The 16899-nt window shown below is 40.5% G+C and carries 15 protein-coding genes; 6 read left to right on the top strand and 9 right to left on the bottom strand.

The window, feature by feature from the left end:
* Positions 1–300: 300 nt before the first annotated feature.
* The 3 genes from pyrR to RMZ42_RS20580 all read right to left on the bottom strand — a co-directional run bounded on the left by pyrR (position 301) and on the right by RMZ42_RS20580 (position 2415).
* Entirely contained in the window at positions 301–837 is a 537-nt protein-coding gene (gene pyrR / locus RMZ42_RS20590; RefSeq protein ID WP_094353001.1) for a bifunctional pyr operon transcriptional regulator/uracil phosphoribosyltransferase PyrR, read from the bottom strand.
* Between the two features lie 108 nt (positions 838–945).
* Positions 946–1917, bottom strand: a complete 972-nt coding sequence (gene cbiB / locus RMZ42_RS20585) for an adenosylcobinamide-phosphate synthase CbiB (protein WP_322673147.1) — start codon at positions 1915–1917, stop codon at positions 946–948.
* A gap of 57 nt (positions 1918–1974) precedes the next feature.
* Positions 1975–2415, bottom strand: a complete 441-nt coding sequence (locus RMZ42_RS20580) for an Rrf2 family transcriptional regulator (protein ID WP_289798377.1) — start codon at positions 2413–2415, stop codon at positions 1975–1977.
* Between the two features lie 476 nt (positions 2416–2891).
* Here RMZ42_RS20580 and RMZ42_RS20575 point away from each other — a divergent pair, with 476 nt between their 5' ends.
* Positions 2892–3305 (top strand): AbrB family transcriptional regulator, encoded by a 414-nt coding sequence (locus RMZ42_RS20575; protein ID WP_322673146.1) that lies wholly within the window; start codon positions 2892–2894, stop codon positions 3303–3305.
* 176 nt (positions 3306–3481) lie between these two features.
* Here the strand turns inward: RMZ42_RS20575 and RMZ42_RS20570 are convergent, their stop codons facing one another.
* Both RMZ42_RS20570 and RMZ42_RS20565 read right to left on the bottom strand, forming a co-directional pair.
* The gene (locus RMZ42_RS20570; RefSeq protein WP_322673145.1) at positions 3482–5386 is read right to left on the bottom strand and encodes a chloride channel protein; all 1905 of its coding nucleotides are present in this window, start codon (positions 5384–5386) and stop codon (positions 3482–3484) included.
* A gap of 179 nt (positions 5387–5565) precedes the next feature.
* Positions 5566–5694 (bottom strand): hypothetical protein, encoded by a 129-nt coding sequence (locus RMZ42_RS20565; RefSeq protein ID WP_322673144.1) that lies wholly within the window; start codon positions 5692–5694, stop codon positions 5566–5568.
* Positions 5695–5862: 168 nt separating this feature from the next.
* Between RMZ42_RS20565 and RMZ42_RS20560 the strand changes: the two genes are divergently transcribed.
* Entirely contained in the window at positions 5863–6249 is a 387-nt protein-coding gene (locus tag RMZ42_RS20560) for a hypothetical protein (protein WP_322673143.1), read from the top strand.
* Positions 6250–6632: 383 nt separating this feature from the next.
* Here RMZ42_RS20560 and RMZ42_RS20555 read toward each other — a convergent pair whose 3' ends face one another.
* A complete protein-coding gene (locus RMZ42_RS20555; protein WP_322673142.1) occupies positions 6633–7637 on the bottom strand; it encodes a hypothetical protein in 1005 nt (334 codons plus the stop codon).
* 342 nt (positions 7638–7979) lie between these two features.
* Complete coding sequence (locus RMZ42_RS20550) at positions 7980–9599, bottom strand: glycosyltransferase family 39 protein (RefSeq protein WP_322673141.1); 1620 nt, start codon at positions 9597–9599, stop codon at positions 7980–7982.
* Between the two features lie 577 nt (positions 9600–10176).
* Here RMZ42_RS20550 and RMZ42_RS20545 point away from each other — a divergent pair.
* Entirely contained in the window at positions 10177–11346 is a 1170-nt protein-coding gene (locus RMZ42_RS20545; protein WP_322673140.1) for a hypothetical protein, read from the top strand.
* Positions 11347–11359: 13 nt separating this feature from the next.
* Here RMZ42_RS20545 and RMZ42_RS20540 read toward each other — a convergent pair whose 3' ends face one another.
* Complete coding sequence (locus RMZ42_RS20540) at positions 11360–12667, bottom strand: recombinase family protein (protein WP_322673139.1); 1308 nt, start codon at positions 12665–12667, stop codon at positions 11360–11362.
* 216 nt (positions 12668–12883) lie between these two features.
* On the opposite strand from RMZ42_RS20540, the gene RMZ42_RS20535 reads away from it, so the two are divergent.
* Genes RMZ42_RS20535 through RMZ42_RS20525 form a run of 3 tightly spaced genes read left to right on the top strand, consistent with a single transcriptional unit; the run spans position 12884 to position 16281 of the window.
* A complete protein-coding gene (locus RMZ42_RS20535) occupies positions 12884–14764 on the top strand; it encodes a transposase family protein (protein ID WP_322673138.1) in 1881 nt (626 codons plus the stop codon).
* Between the two features lie 32 nt (positions 14765–14796).
* Positions 14797–15717: an ATP-binding protein gene (locus RMZ42_RS20530; RefSeq protein ID WP_322673137.1), complete on the top strand. Its 921-nt coding sequence runs from the start codon at positions 14797–14799 to the stop codon at positions 15715–15717.
* A 51-nt stretch (positions 15718–15768) separates the two neighbouring features.
* Positions 15769–16281, top strand: a complete 513-nt coding sequence (locus tag RMZ42_RS20525; RefSeq protein WP_322673136.1) for a TniQ family protein — start codon at positions 15769–15771, stop codon at positions 16279–16281.
* A 162-nt stretch (positions 16282–16443) separates the two neighbouring features.
* On the opposite strand, the gene RMZ42_RS20520 is transcribed toward RMZ42_RS20525, so the two are convergent.
* On the bottom strand, positions 16444–16899 hold a 456-nt coding region (locus RMZ42_RS20520; protein ID WP_322673135.1), incomplete at its 5' end, for a WD40 repeat domain-containing protein.

Raw genomic sequence — 16899 nt, 5'->3', positions numbered from 1 at the left:
CGCTTGGTTGGAATATCTTATTTTCTCATTAGGAGTTGTAGTTTGCTGACAACACAGCCAAACAATCTTTATTTTTTAACGAGGTTCTACAGACTTCTTTTCACAGTTACCCTTACCCTTACCCGTAATCTCATGTCCGTTTGATTACTGAGATTATTTTTCAAGTACATGAGGGACAAAATGCAGGATTCATGCATCAGACACAAAAAGTTGTACTTCCTGCCCCCTGCCCCCTGCCCCTCTGCCCCTCTGCTCCCCTGCTCCCCTGCTCCTCTGCCCCCTGCCCCCTGCCTCCATAGGCTAATCTGCAATCAACTCTACTGCATCTCGTCCATCACAATTTTGTAAGTAAACTTTGACAATTTCTTCTTTAGCTGTAGGCAACTTCTTGCCAATAAAATCTGGGTGAATTGGTAATTCTCGATGGCCTCTGTCTACTAACACAGCTAAACGAATCACCTCTGGCCTGCCGTAATCGTTGACTGCGTTCAAAGCCGCGCGAATCGTCCGTCCTTTGAAAATCACATCATCCACGAGTACAACCGTTTTCCCCGTAAGATCAAAAGGAATTTCGCTTTTCGTTGGAGTCCGCAATCCAATTTTGTCAAGGTCATCTCGATAAAATGTAATGTCCAAAGCACCGACTGACACTGCTACACCTTCGAGCGTCTCAATCTGACGCGCCAATAATTCGGCTAATAACGCACCCCTGGTATAAATACCAAGAAGCACCAGTTGAGACAAATCACGCGTCCTTTCGACAATTTGAGAGGCAAGGCGAGTTAAGGTACGACGGATTTCTTCGGATGAGAGAATTTCAACTACTTTGGCAGACATAGCGAGTGATAAGTTAGGAGTGATGAGTTAAGAGTTAGGAGTTTTTATTCTTAACTCCTGTACAGACGCGATTAATCGCGTCTCTAATTCCTAACTTTATATTTATCATTACCTATTTGGGAGTATTAAGAATATTGCGATCGCTACCCCTAACCATAGCAAATAACAATATCGAGTCAGCTGTAAAGCATTCTGAATAGAAGTTGCAGTAATGGCATAAAGAGCATCTCCTAGCAGTGGTTTGTACTTAGCTACCCCCCGATACCAATTTGTACCCCCCATCTGTACGCCTAAAAATGCCGCATAGGCGCATTCACTCCAGCCAGAATTGGGACTAGGATCGTTAATTGCATCCCGACGGCAAATTTGCCAAATATGCATCGGTTTACCCGATAGCAGTGCCAGAGTCACGACTGTTAACCGACAAGGTAGCCAAGTCAAATAATCTTCTAAGCGCGCACAGAACCATCCTAAATAAGTATAGGGCGCTTCCCGATAGCCCACCATTGAATCAAGGGTACTGCTGGCTTTATATGCTAAAGCTAAGGGAGTTGGCCCCACAATTGGTATAAAGACACCAATAATTGCATAAAAAAGCGGAGCCATCACCCCATCGGTGGCATTTTCTGCAACAGTTTCTAAAACGGCTCGGTAAATTTCTGCTTGTGAGAGGTTTTGAGTATCTCGACCAACGTAATTACTTAAAATCTTCCGAGCCTTCTCTAAATCTCCGACTGTTAAAGGTTGTAAAACAGCCTCCGCTGCTACTCGCAAACTTTTGCCAGCAAAACAACTAGCCAAAAGAATTGTATTTATTGCAATTCCTAAGAATGGATGAACCCATCTGGCAATTTGAATCATCAAAAAGCCTACAAGACCGCTACCAATTATTAAAATAATAGCTAGTGCAATTCCAGCTAGGCGTTGTGTTAGAGAATTTTGACATAAGTGGAGAAAAAACTTGGTCAGGCGAGAAATTACCCACCCCATAACTTGTACTGGATGAGGCCAATCCCAAGGATCGCCAATTAAATAATCTAAAAATGCCGCAATTATTAAGATATAGATATTATTAGTCATAAGTCACAAGTCTTGGGTTAAAAGTCAAGGGTCAATATTTTGACTATTGACTCTTGACTAAACCACAAAACTAGCTTCTTCTCCAAGAGAAGCTTGCCGACTGCGAGCATCGTAATAAAGGTCTGCCAGAGTAATACTGTATAAAGCTTCTTTGAGTTTTTGGTTGAGTCTCTGCCAAAGGCTAAACGTTACCCAATCTTCAGCTTGTGTTGGTGCTGGGGTGTGATGAGGTAAATGGCTAGTCTCGCCAACAGCTTCTAAAATTTCTCCTATAGATATTTGTGCAGGCTCTCTTGCCAATTGATATCCGCCGATGCTACCACGAATTGATTTAACTATTGATGCACGACGCATTTCTATTAGTAGTTTTTCGAGGTAAGGAGCTGGGATATCTTGGCGTTTTGCGATCGCTCTTACAGATGCAGGCCCATATCTTGGCTGTAAACTCAAATCTAGCAACGCCTTTACACTATAGTGTCCTCTGGTAGTTAATTTCATTTTGGCAAGTTTTGTTGTTTGTCCTTTGTCTTTGTTGGCACTGCATCTCCCTGAAAAGAAATTCTGATGGTCGGCTTCCGACTCTGAGACTTCTTTAGTTTGTCGTTTCTAAATAACCAATGACTAATTACCATTGACCAATCACTAAGGATCAGTTTTGCTTATCATTCTGTGACTCAGTTCTCATCCTTAAGAAATAGAAAACCTCTTGAGGTTAGTTTAGAAAACTTAAAACTTATATAGTCTAGCAGGAATTCACAAACTATATATATAGATATATAGTTATCAGCATTGCCAGGATTTTCTAAAATAGATTGTCTTGCCAATATTGGTAATGGCATAACAATTGTGCATCTGAGTGTAATATACTTGGCTAGGTTGAGATAAAAACTAAAGGATTATGTTCCTGTTAGCTCAACCTCAGCTAAAATAAAATCGATTCAAACACTTCAAACATTCATTTTCGACCTAAGTTGATGCCTAAACAGAAAAAAATTGAACCCTTACTCGGCGAAGAACTGCTCAAAAAAGTCAAAGAGCTAGAGAACGAGAGCAAAGAAGACAAAGCTAAGAAGTGCGGCTACTATACCGTTACCAAAAATGGTATAGAGCGCGTCAATATGATGAAGTTCTTAAATGCCCTAATTGATGCTGAAGGCATTCAGTTAGACAGTACACCCAGTGCTAATGGGCGTGGTGGACGTAGTGCTAGCTATAGAATTAGTGTGCAATCGAATGGTAACTTACTGATAGGTTCAGCTTATACAAAACAGATGAATCTTAAACCAGGAGATGAGTTTGCGATCACTTTAGGCAAAAAGCACATTCGTCTGAGACAAGTAGATCCAGAAGATCGTGAAGATGATGAAGCCATAGAAGCCACGGCTTAATAAATGGTCATTAGTCAATTCTTTGTTGTCATTTGTCATTTGTCCTTTGTCCTTTGTGAAAAACAATGACTATAAACAGTCATTAGTCAAGTGTCATTTGTCCTTTGTGAAAAATAATGACCAATGACTAATGACTAATGACCAATGATTAATGACTAATGATCAATGACCAATGACTAATGACTAATGACTATATCTGTAGTAGGTAAGACTGGTAAATAGTGGCGAAGTGCCTTGCGCGTGACTGCTAAATTACAGGTTAAGGCAATTTGCTCTTTTTCTAATAAACCCAAAATGCGATCGGGTTTGTCTCGTGCTACCACTGGTAATTGATGTAAACCTCGAAGACTCATCCGGTCTAAAGCCTCAGATAAAAGTTCATCTTGCCATGCATAGAGAATTTCAGTAGTACAAATGTCTATGAGGGTTTGACTGGATAAATTATCGGGAATTTCGGTTAAAGAATTTGGGTATGTTTGCCAAATAGCAAGGGCACGGTTAATATCTTCCAAAGAAAGTATACCAACTAATTGCTCTGCTTGATCGAATACTAAAGCACTACGAACGCGATCGCGGGTCATTTCCACAGCAGCATCTAATACTCCCAAAGTTGCAGGTAACTTTTTGGGACAGGGATACATGGCATCTTCTACCAAAATTTGCTGCACAATTTCCGATTGTTCATCTTTCAATTCCGAAAGACCAATTTGTTGTAGATTAGAGTTAGAGTTAAAAGTTGGTTTAATCCTTTCTACTAGCCAAACACTTAAACCCACAGCTGCCATCAACGGTAAAACAATCCGATAGTCGCGGGTTAATTCAAACAGCATCAAAATAGCCGTTAACGGCGCTCTCACACTAGCAGCTAATACTGCTGCCATTCCCACCATTGCGTAAGCTGGGGGAGCCGCCATTTGATCGCAAATTGTCGGGAATGCTACAGCCAACATTTTGGCGTAAGCCGACCCAAAAGAAGCACCTAAAAACATTGCTGGTGCAAATAAACCACCAATGAAACCACTACCTGCACTAATTGCAGTCATCAATAATTTCACCACCAACAACACCACCAATAAGTAGAGTGGAAACTCCACATCTTGAAGCATTGCTTCTACAGTTTCATAACCAACACCCAGAATTTGCGGGAACTGCAAAGCAACAGCGCCAATAATTGCACCGCCAATAATTGGATGAATCGGCTGAGGAATTCGTCCCAAAAAATCAAAACCTGGAACTTTGCCAGCAAAGCAAGCTTTTGCTCCCCGAATTGATTGAGTATAAGCCAGAGAAACGAGGCTGGCCCCTAAACCTAAGCCAAGGTAAAGAGGTAATTCCAAAGGACTGCGAACTTGGTAAACAGGTAAATCAAAAGCAGGTTGGGCCCCCAAACCGATTTGGGCAATTAATGCTGCTACCACCGCAGCTAAAAGCACCACACTGACAGCAGAAGTAGCGAAAGATGTCGCTCCCATCACCACCTCTAGAGCAAAAAATACTCCAGCTATAGGAGCATTAAATCCCGCCGCCAGTCCCGCCGCCGCGCCAGCACCCAACAGCAAACGTTGTCGTTCCTGAGATACATTGAGGATCACAGAGAACAACATCCCAAAATTTGCGCCAATTTCGACACTCGGCCCTTCTGGCCCCAAAGAAGCACCGCTCCCTAAAGTAACAGATGCAGCCAGCATTTTGCTAACTGGTCTTAGTGGTCGCTTAATCTCTGTTCCCTGAGAGGCGGCGATGAGAGATGAAAGTCCAGGGCCAAAGTCTTGAGTGCGCCAACGCATCAAGCCAACAATTAATCCGCCAAGGGTGGGAACGCAGGCTAAAGTCCATGCACCCCAGCCGCCAATTTGACCCATTAAATTTTCCAGCATCAGCTGGTGAACCAACTGGATTAAATAGTGAAAGGTGACTACACCCATACCAGTACCACCGCCAATGAGCATGGCTAAAAACAGCACAACTGTTTCTGGGGATGGTTGAAAACGATTAATTAGGTGAGCTAAACGAGCGGAAGGTGTAGGAAAGGCAGGTTGTTCCGTTACCTTCCTCAGTTGAGTGGGAGGCAAGAGAGTCATTGAGAGGCGGGGTAAATGTAAGAAAAAATTTAAATTTTTATCTGTTACTTATCATTGTGAGCCATTATTTAGCAACCGGACAAGTAGACTTTATTTGCTTAACTTACAAAGCTTTAGCTAAAAATGTCATTGTGCAAAATTTGTGTGGGGAGAATGGTTAAATGAGAGACAATTATTACTTAGGGGTCAGCAATGCCTAAATTGGGCGTAGCTGTGGCTAATGGGGTGCGAGCGAGCGCCAACACTATTTTTTCTAGAGACAACAAAGTTTTTTCGACTGGGTGGACACATCCGTAAACATGAACCATGAGTCATCCTTGTTTAAATCTAGCTATACTCGTGTTGCGACTATTGAGGCATCCTTGGTAGTAATAGAATGTATGTATGATTAATGCCTGATGTCAGATCGGACATTGACCCCAATTCAATATAGCTATTGTTATAGAGCGAGTAAATGGACTAGGCGGATGAGGTAAATGAATATACACACTTTTGATAATCATTATGTTACTTGCCCAATTTGCCAAAGAAATGCCACGCCAAAACCAGTTAAAACACGCATGGGTTTGTTTTGCTGTCCCTATTGCCAGGAAAGGCTAGTAGTTTGCCAAAGTGGTCATTATGTCCGCGATCCGTTTACTTGGAGACAATTGATGATGTCTTCATCGCTACGTCGCCAAAGCCGACCTTTAGCGAGGATTCTCAGAGATTTTATCCTACTCAAGCGTCCGATGGTAGCCTTGGCTGTAGGTAGTGCGATTTTCTTTGGTGCGATCGCTCTGACCCAAGAAAAGACAAGTTACGATCGCCAAATTCTTCCCACAACAGAGAAAGTTAATGAACCAGGAAACAAATCCCAGTAAATCGATTACTTTGGTATAAATCAAATTCTACTTTGATTTTTGTAATATTATAACTAAATATTTCGATTGAACCGTGTCTTCTTGCCCCAAATAGGACGCGGTTTTTTATTATGTCCGCTTCAAGAGCGATCGCCCACCAGACATCTAATGAAATTTTGGCTATAGAAAAGAAAATTTATAGCCAAAATTGCGATCGGGAATCAATTTTTATAATTATTAAAATACTTGTAAAGTTTTATGGCAGGAATTAGATAATTTGAGTTTTTAACTGTTCTTTATGAAATCATAGTACAGGAATTTGAATATTCGATCGATTTCATTAATCGTATCAATCGGATCTATAAATTATCAAAATTTCTTAGAAAATCGGGACACTACAGCATTTAAGATTTACTGTCCGGCAAAACTTGGGGTGAAAACATTGCTTGCAACGACTCATAGTAAGCGAAAAAATAAGCAGCCTGTTCTGGTTCCAAACGAGAGCGGATTTCAGTACCGAGCAAGTAAATTAATTGCCGCACCAATTCCCAGCGCACCTTTAATCGAGGATATAACATCACACACAGGGGAAATAGCTCTTGTTGTATGGCACTAATGTTGTTCTCCAAAATACAGACCCATAGATATACCTGGAACATCTCTATATCACGGACACTGGAAATGTTAATGTTAGTATCACTTAAACAACCTGTGTGGCATTGATAGTTGGGATACATCTGCATCACCCGTTCTGCAATCTTGGTCGCAATCTCGCTGCACAAGGGTAAAAGCTGCTGGACAGCTTGTAATGGTGGCGCGTCGTAAGCATATTCTGCTGCTGCCTGGTAAGCACGCTGGAGCGGCATATAAAGATGATCGTCAATCACTTTGAAGTAATCCCTCAGCGATGCTTGCTGCACTGGTGGTGTCAAGTTCAGTAGTATTTGTCCGCTGTAGTGAAACTGCATACTAATGAACCCAATTACTCTAGGATCGTCTGCTGTGTACTTCTGTCGAATTTTTCCCAAATCCCTAGCAATCCATGTAGAAAACTTTGCTGGGGAAATCTGTTCAGCATAGGCTGAGAGGGCAGTTTGATAAATCTGGTGGGTATCCTTTGCAACTTCCCACGGATCGATTAATTCAGGGTCAATTTGATGCCGAATCACCTCTTGAGACAAAAGCGCTTCTGTTTTTCCCCACGCTTGCAGACTTGTGGTTCGCAGTGCCTGCGTTAACGTTTTTGCAACTTCATTTGCAATTTCACTGACCTTGAGAACTTCGATGCGATTGTCCTGTTCAGCTAAATTTCGCAAATACTTCTTTGCCCACGCTTCTGAAAATGGTTGATTTGCTTCTGTCTCAATCCTTCTGACTGGTTCTGGTAACGATGAAAGATTTTGCGGCACTAGAAACACCTAATTGCTAAATTTAATGAATGAAATATTTCGTAATAAATATTTCAAGCATAGAGAAATCAATCTCGCCACCAAAACCGCAAAATTACGCAGTTTATCATTTCTTCAAAGTAAATCGCAGGTTTTTTACACTTTTTGGAAGAACGCGATCGCTATAAAATTATCATTACCTTTTGGGCAACGATCTGATTTTTTCCTGAGCAGGGGACAAGCAGGGGAGCAGGGAGCAGGGGAGACAAGGGGACAAGGGGACAAGGGGGAATTATTGAACAAGTTTCTCCCTTGTCTCCCGCCTCTTCTTCGTCTACCTTGTCTCTTCTCCATGCCCCATACTTACAATCTATTGATATCTTTTGTGACTAATTTCCAACCTTCAGCTTGGTCAATTAGCTTCATCGACTCTAGTTCAAGATTGTTGAAATCAGATACATTAAGCAGGAAGTAGGGTTGGCCGTTGTAGTGCCAATAATATTCTAGTTCACCAACAGAAGCGGGAATGATGGTGCGATCGCTATAATAATCCAACGAAGGACGATGGTAAGGAAAAGACGTGTAAATCTTCCTCGTCGCTGGATTTGCCCGCACAATCATGGCGGCGACTGGTTTAACTGGATAGGCTTGTGATAATTCCCAAACCCAGTAGTTAGATTTCATTAACAGCAGCAGCGAAATATAACTTCCCCAAAACAAAATCTTCAGAAATTGTCCGTCACCTCGTTCTGCCAAAATAGCTGCTAAGGACATAGTTAAAGCTACGGCGGCAAAAATCAGTTGTAAGTCTGTTTTTGGGGTTGTACCCGAACTGAAATAAATACTACCAGCAGAAGCAGCTACAGCAAGTATTGCCAAACCAGCAACCCAAGCACGGGGATAAGATGAGAGTAAAGGCGAATTTTCCGTATCTGATAATTGGATACCAAAAGCTAAAGCTAAACTAGGGTAAATCGGGAATAGATACCAGGGAACTTTGGTAATCATGAAGGAAATTACCAGTAGATAAACCCCACTCCACGCCATTACTAGTTTTGCCCAGCTAAGATTGCGATTTTCCCAGGTTAAGCGGACAGTTTGTGGTAGAAATAATAACCACGGCCATGTGTATTTGAGAAGTTCAATTACATAGTACCAAGGTGGTTCAGAATTACCTTCTACAACTGAGCCAATTCGGTCTAGTGATGGGTTAGCAATACCAATTTGGGCGAAAGTATAACCATAGTGAATTAGTTGCGCACCATACCAACCAGCTACAGGTAGAATGCCAATTAAGATTGCGATCCAGAGATAATAACAAGTGAGCAGTCGTGGCGTATCCCAAAATAGAAATACAATTGCGATCGCACCGAGTAATACGCCTAGCAGTCCTTGAGTTAAACAAATAAACCCAAAGCTAATGCCAACACCAAGACAATAACGTAAATCTCGGCGCGATCGCAACACGCACAACATCATCACCATCAAAAAACTTACCATCGCCCCATCCAACATTGCCAGCCGCCCATGACGCACCACAGGTAGCATTGTTAGGTAAATCAAGGCGCTATAAATAGCAGCCCAACGTTGGCGAAATATCTCTCGAGCAATGCAATACAGTAAAGGTACAGATGTTGCTGTTAAAATTGCTCCAGGTAGGCGGGTTGTCAACTCATTTTCGCCTCCTAGAGAATAAGCCCAAGCTATTAGCAAATGCATCAAAGGCGGCTTGTCATGATATGGTTCGCCTCCTAACGTTGGGTAAAGCCAAGGCATTGAGCCTGCTGGGGCGTGCCAAATTTCACGAGCAACCTGTGCCACAGTACCTTCATCCCAATCTCGCAGCGGCAACCCTCCCAGATTGATGCTAAATAGTAATACTGCTGCCAACAGCAATACTATTAGCCATACCCAATCAATCCATTTGCCAACCGTGCGATGCTGTCTTTCCAGATGACTCCAAATAAAGCTTCCTTCTTGCATATTCTCTGGTAATCATTTTACTTGCTGGTTTGATTACATAGAGACATCTAGCGAATCTCCCATGTTGCCACCCAGTAACAACGTATGTTCTTAACAATTGCTAGTTTCCAAGATTAACTCAGTTTTTTATAATTAGCGCTATTTTTCAAAAAAATATATTGGTTATTTAAGTAACATTTTAAACTAATAAATGATAAAAATAATACAAGCAATAAATTATTTATTACCTGTTTGATAGTCCGTAAATAAGCTTGTATGTTATTTTGAAGGTGACGCTTAGTTTAAATTTTATCTGGTTAATTTCATAAAGTTTGTAACTGATTGCTATAAAAATAAAATGGTCTACTGAATACTTAAAAAATTTTTATATATGATTTTTGAATATTAATTCCAGGAAAAATATAATTATTTCTTCAATAATCAATTAATAAGAATATTTTTTATAAAACTCTCTAAACAAACTAATTTTAGTTTTTTAATTTTGATTAAGCAAGGATTGAATCTTGAAATCTATGATATACAATTTTTTAAGAGATTTTGATAACAGTTAATAGCTAAAAGTTATTGGAGAGTGTCAATGAATTTACCTGTAGTTGTAGATATTACTCTTGGCTTAGTTTTTATTTACTTAATTTTGAGCTTGCTAGCCTCGGAAATCCAAGAACTAATTGCCACATTATTACAATGGAGAGTTAAACATTTAAGAACTTCAATTGAATTACTTTTATCAGGTGGTAGTGAAAGTGAAAAATCAGATATTATTAATGCAATCCATCTAGTACAGAAACTTTATAACGATCCTTTGATTAATACTTTGAATCAACAAGCTAAGGGTAAATTAGAAAAGCATTTCCAGGAAATTACTAAAAAGCCTGATAAAATAGTGCTAGAAAAACAAAGCGGCCCTTCCTATCTACCTTCTGAAACATTTGCAATTACTTTATTAGATGCCTTAAAAATTCCTCAGCTAATTAATTACGTTAAACATCCTAATGAAGAAACAAAAACCAACTTACAGATGATATTAACTTCTTATAAAGAACTTAAAAAAGGTATTAATAATCCAAATAGTGCAAGTTACACAAAAATTCAAGAAATTTATGGAGAGATTGACCAGAAATTTATAGATTTTGTTAATAATGAATTACCTGATGAAGTTCCTAATAATTTAATTAAGAGCCTTAGTGTAATTGCTCAACGTAGCAGGATAAAGATTGGCGATCTCACAGAGGAAGTAAATCAATTTAAAAATGAAGTAGAAACATGGTTCGATCGCTCGATGGATCGAGCAAGCGGTGTTTATAAGCGAAATGCCAAAGGAGTTGCTATTTTAATTGGAATATTAGTCGCCTTTTTAACTAATACTGATACATTTCACTTGGTTAAAAGACTATCGGAGGATTCGATTATCCGCTCTACTATTACTCAAAGTGCAAGTCAAAGAATCGATTATATCAATAATGAAGTAGACAGAAGGAATATTGAGAAACTATTAGGAAATTCTTCTATACCGATTGGATGGCAAAATATTAATCAACAGTTTGAAGTATTAGATACGACAAAATCGAATAGAATTTACATCAGAATTTCACAGGTTTTTAAATTAATTTGTGGTTGGATAGTGAGTGGTTTTGCTATTGCTATGGGTGCGCCTTTTTGGTTTGATATCCTGAATAAAGTTATCAATGTGCGAAATGCAGGGCCAAAACCTGTTGCGTATACTAAGGATCAACCGTCTCAAAAATAGTGTTTCATTTAAATCAAAAAATAAAAATAACTTGGAGTTTTAATTCTTTATTCTGACAAATAATCTCAATTTGTCTAATAAATTCTCGAAAGTAAAATCTTCGTTCTGTTTCCGATAAATCTAACCAAAATTGTGGTATAGAAACAGCTTGAGCAACAGAACGCAAGTTAACTGGAGGGAGAATTGCCAACTTTGCTTCGAGTGCAGAAATTTCTGTGCGAAGTTTGTAAGCCCTTAACTTTGCTGTTTCGGCATCTAAAATTCCAGTTTCAATTAAAGCGGGTAACTGAGCAAGTATTTCTTGCTGACGAGCGATCGCTTGTCCTAAACTATTCTTGAATGCATCCAACTGGGGAAAATTCATTCCTGCTACCGCCAGAGGTAAATCACGGCAAACGGTTTCAATGGTATGTTCCAACACCTCTTGGTAGGGAATAGCCTTACACTTGGGGCTTTGGGGGCAGCTAGTAGAACGTAAATAAAGATACTCTTTATCTTGGTTGCGTTGGGTAACACGGGTAACTGTCAGATGCGACTGACACTCAGCGCAGACAACCAACCCAGCCAGAGAACGCGGTGCGCTAGCAGTTCGGGATGGTAAACGGCTGTTACGGCGCAAAAGTCGGTCAACTTGGGCTGCTTCTTCCTTAGAAATTATCGGAATATGGGTATTGGAGATAATTTCACCATTTTGGTAAGCTGTATTGCCGCGATAAACTGGATTAGTCAGCCAGCGTCTTCCTGTGGTTACAGAGATTTTCTTGCCGTATTTTTTCGCCAAGTAACGCACTGAACCCCGCAGGGAACCATAAAGTAAAAAGTGTTCAAAAAAATCTTTGACAACTGGTGAAGCACTGCGGTCAATGGTATATTTTCCCTTACCTCTGCGATAGCCGTAGGGAACTTTGCCGGGTGGCGGTGCAACCTCAAGACGATTACGGGCGTGTCCTTGGCGGATGCGGCGGCTACGTTGCTGACGTTGGATTGCGTGTAGCAAATTCAGCAAGTCAGCGCCCAGAGGGTAATTTTCGGAAGTGTAGGGTTGTTCAGTGGCGATTACTGCGATTCCCATGACTTCGAGTTGATTGAGGCGATCGCTAATTTCCTCTACAGTATCTCCTAATTCTTCCAACCGACGAATCAGGAGATAATCTGCTGGTTCAGTTTGGCAATCTTTGAATAATAGTTGTAATTGCGATCGCAAAGAAGAGTCTGGCTTGCCCAAATCTTCATAAACTCGATCCACCTCCCATCCCCAATCGGCTCGATCGGGAGAAGATTCTAATAGCGGATCGGTGTAAGAGTAGGCAATTATTTTCAAAGGTTTATGTCCATTAAATAATTATTGTCACTTTTAAAGAATTAATGTCCATTTTTACGATATCTGTATAACAAGCTCAAAGCCTTACCAAACAAGTCTTTGACCTATATTTATACTTTTATTATACTCTAGCCACTTTTAAAGTAAATGATGTCATTTTTTTGATAAATTTTTAAAGTAAATGATGTCATTTTTCTTGGAAGACAGGTCAAGTGTATGTCTAAGCGGTCTTTGAGCGAAGGCGCTAATCTCTCCGATCATGAGGAAATTCTTGTTACGGAGCAGGGTGGAGAGCAGATAGAGGGAAAGCCTTATCTACTGTTTAATGATGATTCGCCAGAGTTTCAGCAAAAAGTCGATGTCATTGATGCCATTGTGCAAGCACCCGATAAAAATGCTCGCAGAGAGGCGATCGCAGAGGCAGCTAAAACACTTGGCAAAAGCATCCGAACTATAAAACGAATGGTTGAGAGAGTTCAAAAAGACGGAGTTGCTACCCTTGCAGTCGGTCGTCAGGATAAAGGACAGTTTCGTATTAGCAAACAATGGTTTCAATTTATAGTTGAAAAGTATGAATGGGGTCAAAAAGAGGGTTCGCGGGTAAATCATAATCAAATTCACGGATACTTGATAGCTTTGGCATCTAAGGGAGAAGAACTACGCTCTAAAAAGTATGCTGATGCTGAAAAATTCAAACAATACCCAGAGGTACTAAAGGATTTAATAGAGGGAAAGTTTCCCTCTCATGTCACCGTCTATAAAGTTATAAACTTTAATATTGATCAAGAAAGCAGAATAGTTCGCCATCCCGGTTCACCAACCGAAGGACAAATTATTCAGACAACTGAAGGAATTTTAGAAATTACCCATAGCAACCAGATTTGGCAGGTTGACCATACCAAGTTAGATATTTTGTTGATTGATGATGAAGACAAAGAAATTATTGGTCGCCCTTACATAACATTAGTGATGGATAGCTATTCTGGATGTGTGGTTGGGTTTTATTTGGGATATGAGCCTGCTGGGTCACATGAAGTTGCACTAGCCTTTCGTCATTCAATGTTGCCAAAGCATTACGAACCAGAGTACAAACTGCAAGAAAAATGGGATATTCTGGGTGTTCCAGAATATTTAGTTACAGACCGCGCCAAGGAATTTAAGTCTGCACATTTGAAGCAAATTTCGCTACAGTTAGGTTTCCAACGTCGGCTACGTGCTTTTCCATCGGCAGGCGGTTTAATTGAGACTATATTTGACAAGATTAATAAGGAAGTTTTGTCTTTATATGGAGGATATACCGGATCGAGTATTGAGGAACGCCCTAAAGAGGCAGAGAGAACTGCATGTTTAACGCTTGATAAGCTAGAAAGAATATTAGTGAGATATTTTGTAGACCACTACAATCAGCATGATTATCCAAAGGTAAAAAACCAAAAACGTATTAAACGCTGGAAATCAATGCTCTTGAGTGAGCCAGAAGTTTTCGACGAGCGTGAACTAGACATCTGCTTAATGAAAGTTGCTTATCGGAATGTCGAGAAATATGGTTCTGTCAACTTTGGAGGTTTGGTATATCAGGGAGATTCTTTAGTAAGGTATGAAGGTCAGAAAATTTCCTTAAGATATGACCAGCGCAATATTGTAACTCTGCTTGCTTATACCCGTCCTCTTGACGATCAACCAGGAGAGTTTATTGGTGTTGTCAAAGCTAGGGATCTAGAAAAAGAGCGGCTTTCTCTTGGGGAATTAAATTGGATTAAGAAGAAGCTTCGGGTGGAAGCTAAGGAAGTTGATAATTCTTCAATTTTGAATGAACGACTAAATATATTTGAGGACGTGGAACAAGAACGTAAAAGTCGGAGAAAACGGCAAAGAAAAGCTCAAGCAAAACAGGAACAAAAGTCTAATAAATCGAAAATTGTTGAAATGTTTCCTGAAAATGCAATACTGGAGGAAACAACGATATCACAAGAAAATTTTACATCTGCACCTGATATTGCCTCACAAAAACTTGTAAATTCTATAGACAAACAGGATACACCTGAAACCAATCGCACCGCTAAGGCTAGACGACCGAGAGTAGGGGTACAAAATTGAAACCAATTTGTGAAAGATAACTGGTAAGTAAAATGTCAGAGACTAACTTAGCCCATGTAGAACCAAAACTTCAGAAGCAGTTTGATGCTAGTTTACAGTCTGCTGATGAACTGCGTCGCTCACCAGAAATACAGGCTGAGGTTGAGCGAATTGGTAAAGCTGACACTTACTTACCATTAGACCGCGATACAGAATTATTTGACTGGCTTGATGACCAGCGTGATGCAAAACTCTGTGGTTACGTTACATCTGCTACAGGTTCTGGTTTGCTAAAAGCTTGCCAACTCTATAGGATGCAATATGTAAAAAGGCGAGGGACATTGTTAGAAATTCCGGCGACTGTTATTTATGCCGAAATTGATCAGCATGGTGGCCCAACAGATTTGTATTACTCTATTCTAGAAGAAGTCGGTCATCCGCTTACTAATGTTGGAGCGCTGCGAGATTTACGATCGCGGGCATGGGGAACTCTTAAAAGCTATGGTGTCAAAATACTCATAATTGGTAATGCCGACTACCTAACTTTGGAAGGATTTAACGAACTAATTGATATTTTTACGAAATGGCGAATAGCTATTATCTTGGTTGGGACTTACTATTTAAGCGATAATATTCTCGAACGAAAAAGTCTTCCATACGTGCGCGTTCATGACTCATTTTTAGAGCCATACGAGTTTCCCAATTTAACTGAAGAAGATATTATTGAAGTTGTGGATGATTGGGAGCAAAAATTCATTCCTGAAGATGGTCGATTAAATCTTGCACAAATGGATAGTGTGATTTCTTATTTGAAACTAAAATCTGGAGGGCTGATTGAGCCTTTGTATGATTTACTTCGTAAAATTGCAATCCTGAAACTAGATGAGCCATCCTTTGAATTGAGTCAAGCTAATCTGACTAGAAAATTTGGTAGACGCAAGGAACCAAAAGTTAAATTTAAGAGGAAAGGCTAAAATGGCATATTTACTTTGAGTTCAAGCCGTTTAAGCATTGAGATGTAAGTTATGGAGCCAGAAGCGGTTCAACGTCCGCCTTGGTATGTAGAACCCAACGAAGGGGAGAGTATTAGTCACTATTTTGGACGATTTAGGCGACACGAAGCAGTTTGCGTCTCGTCTCCTGGGAGTTTAAGTAAAGCCGCAGGAATTGGCCCAGTATTAGCAAGGTGGGAGAAATTTCGATTGAATCCGCTTCCCAGTCAAAAGGAATTAGAGGCGATCGCAAAACTAATAGGTTTGGACGCAGACAAAATAGTTCAAATGCTGCCGCCAAAAGGCGAAAAGATGAAGCTTGAGCCAATTCGTTTATGTGCGGCTTGTTATGCTGAGAAATCATATCACCGCCTAGAGTGGCAGTTTCAATCAATGGTGGGGTGCGATCGCCACAAGTTGCGTTTGCTTTCAGAATGTCCCTTTTGCAAAGAACGTTTTGCTATCCCGGCGTTGTGGGAACAGGGAAAATGTAACAAATGTCATACGCCTTTTAGAAGTATGAAAAAACGGCAGAAAGCTTACTAAGGATTGCGATCGCACTCAAATCAAGAGCTTATTGTGCCTAATCTTCTATGGGCATTCCTCTGTAATTCTCAATGTAATGACAGCGAGTTGAAGATAAACTGAAGTGCGATCGCTACTGAAGGCGATCATTAACAAAATGCACTAGTTGCGAGACTCCATTGCCTATTCCAGCTTTTCTCCCTTAGTAACACTGGGAACAGTTAATTGTTTTAATTCTGCTTCAGTGGGCATAGCTACACTTGGATCTAGCTTTCGGGCTTGATTAAATTTAGCATTAGCACTCTTGATATCTCCATCCAATTGTGCTATGGCTTGACCTTGCTTAACCAGAAATTGAGCTTTTTCGGTATTGCTCCAGTTAGCATAGTCTAGACAGGTTTGTGCTGCGGTTTTCGCTTCCTCAGTTTTGGCTTGCACAAGGATGGGATGCTCGTATAACCTATCGCACCCCACTTTCAGCAAATCTTGCCAATGAGTACCAAGCCACAACCGTAGCGTGTTGTCATCACTGCCACTGACAATATACTTGCCATCGGGACTGAACGCCAGCGCCATGACAGAACCTGTATGACCGTTGAGGGTGTGGAGCAACTTGCCGTTTGTATCCCACAACCGTAG

Source organism: Nostoc sp. DedQUE05 (assembly GCF_034530955.1).
Lineage (GTDB): Bacteria > Cyanobacteriota > Cyanobacteriia > Cyanobacteriales > Nostocaceae > Nostoc.
This window is presented reverse-complemented; position numbering and strand designations above follow the sequence as displayed.

Excerpts from the sequence above, each read along its gene's own strand:
- pyrR (WP_094353001.1), bottom strand. The coding sequence starts at position 837 with ATGTCTGCCAAAGTAGTTGAAATTCTCTCATCCGAAGAAATCCGTCGT.
- cbiB (WP_322673147.1), bottom strand. The coding sequence starts at position 1,917 with ATGACTAATAATATCTATATCTTAATAATTGCGGCATTTTTAGATTAT.
- RMZ42_RS20580 (WP_289798377.1), bottom strand. The coding sequence starts at position 2,415 with ATGAAATTAACTACCAGAGGACACTATAGTGTAAAGGCGTTGCTAGAT.
- RMZ42_RS20575 (WP_322673146.1), top strand. The coding sequence starts at position 2,892 with ATGCCTAAACAGAAAAAAATTGAACCCTTACTCGGCGAAGAACTGCTC.
- RMZ42_RS20570 (WP_322673145.1), bottom strand. The coding sequence starts at position 5,386 with ATGACTCTCTTGCCTCCCACTCAACTGAGGAAGGTAACGGAACAACCT.
- RMZ42_RS20565 (WP_322673144.1), bottom strand. The coding sequence starts at position 5,694 with ATGGTTCATGTTTACGGATGTGTCCACCCAGTCGAAAAAACTTTGTTG.
- RMZ42_RS20560 (WP_322673143.1), top strand. The coding sequence starts at position 5,863 with ATGAATATACACACTTTTGATAATCATTATGTTACTTGCCCAATTTGC.
- RMZ42_RS20550 (WP_322673141.1), bottom strand. The coding sequence starts at position 9,599 with ATGCAAGAAGGAAGCTTTATTTGGAGTCATCTGGAAAGACAGCATCGC.
- RMZ42_RS20545 (WP_322673140.1), top strand. The coding sequence starts at position 10,177 with ATGAATTTACCTGTAGTTGTAGATATTACTCTTGGCTTAGTTTTTATT.
- RMZ42_RS20535 (WP_322673138.1), top strand. The coding sequence starts at position 12,884 with ATGTCTAAGCGGTCTTTGAGCGAAGGCGCTAATCTCTCCGATCATGAG.
- RMZ42_RS20530 (WP_322673137.1), top strand. The coding sequence starts at position 14,797 with ATGTCAGAGACTAACTTAGCCCATGTAGAACCAAAACTTCAGAAGCAG.
- RMZ42_RS20525 (WP_322673136.1), top strand. The coding sequence starts at position 15,769 with ATGGAGCCAGAAGCGGTTCAACGTCCGCCTTGGTATGTAGAACCCAAC.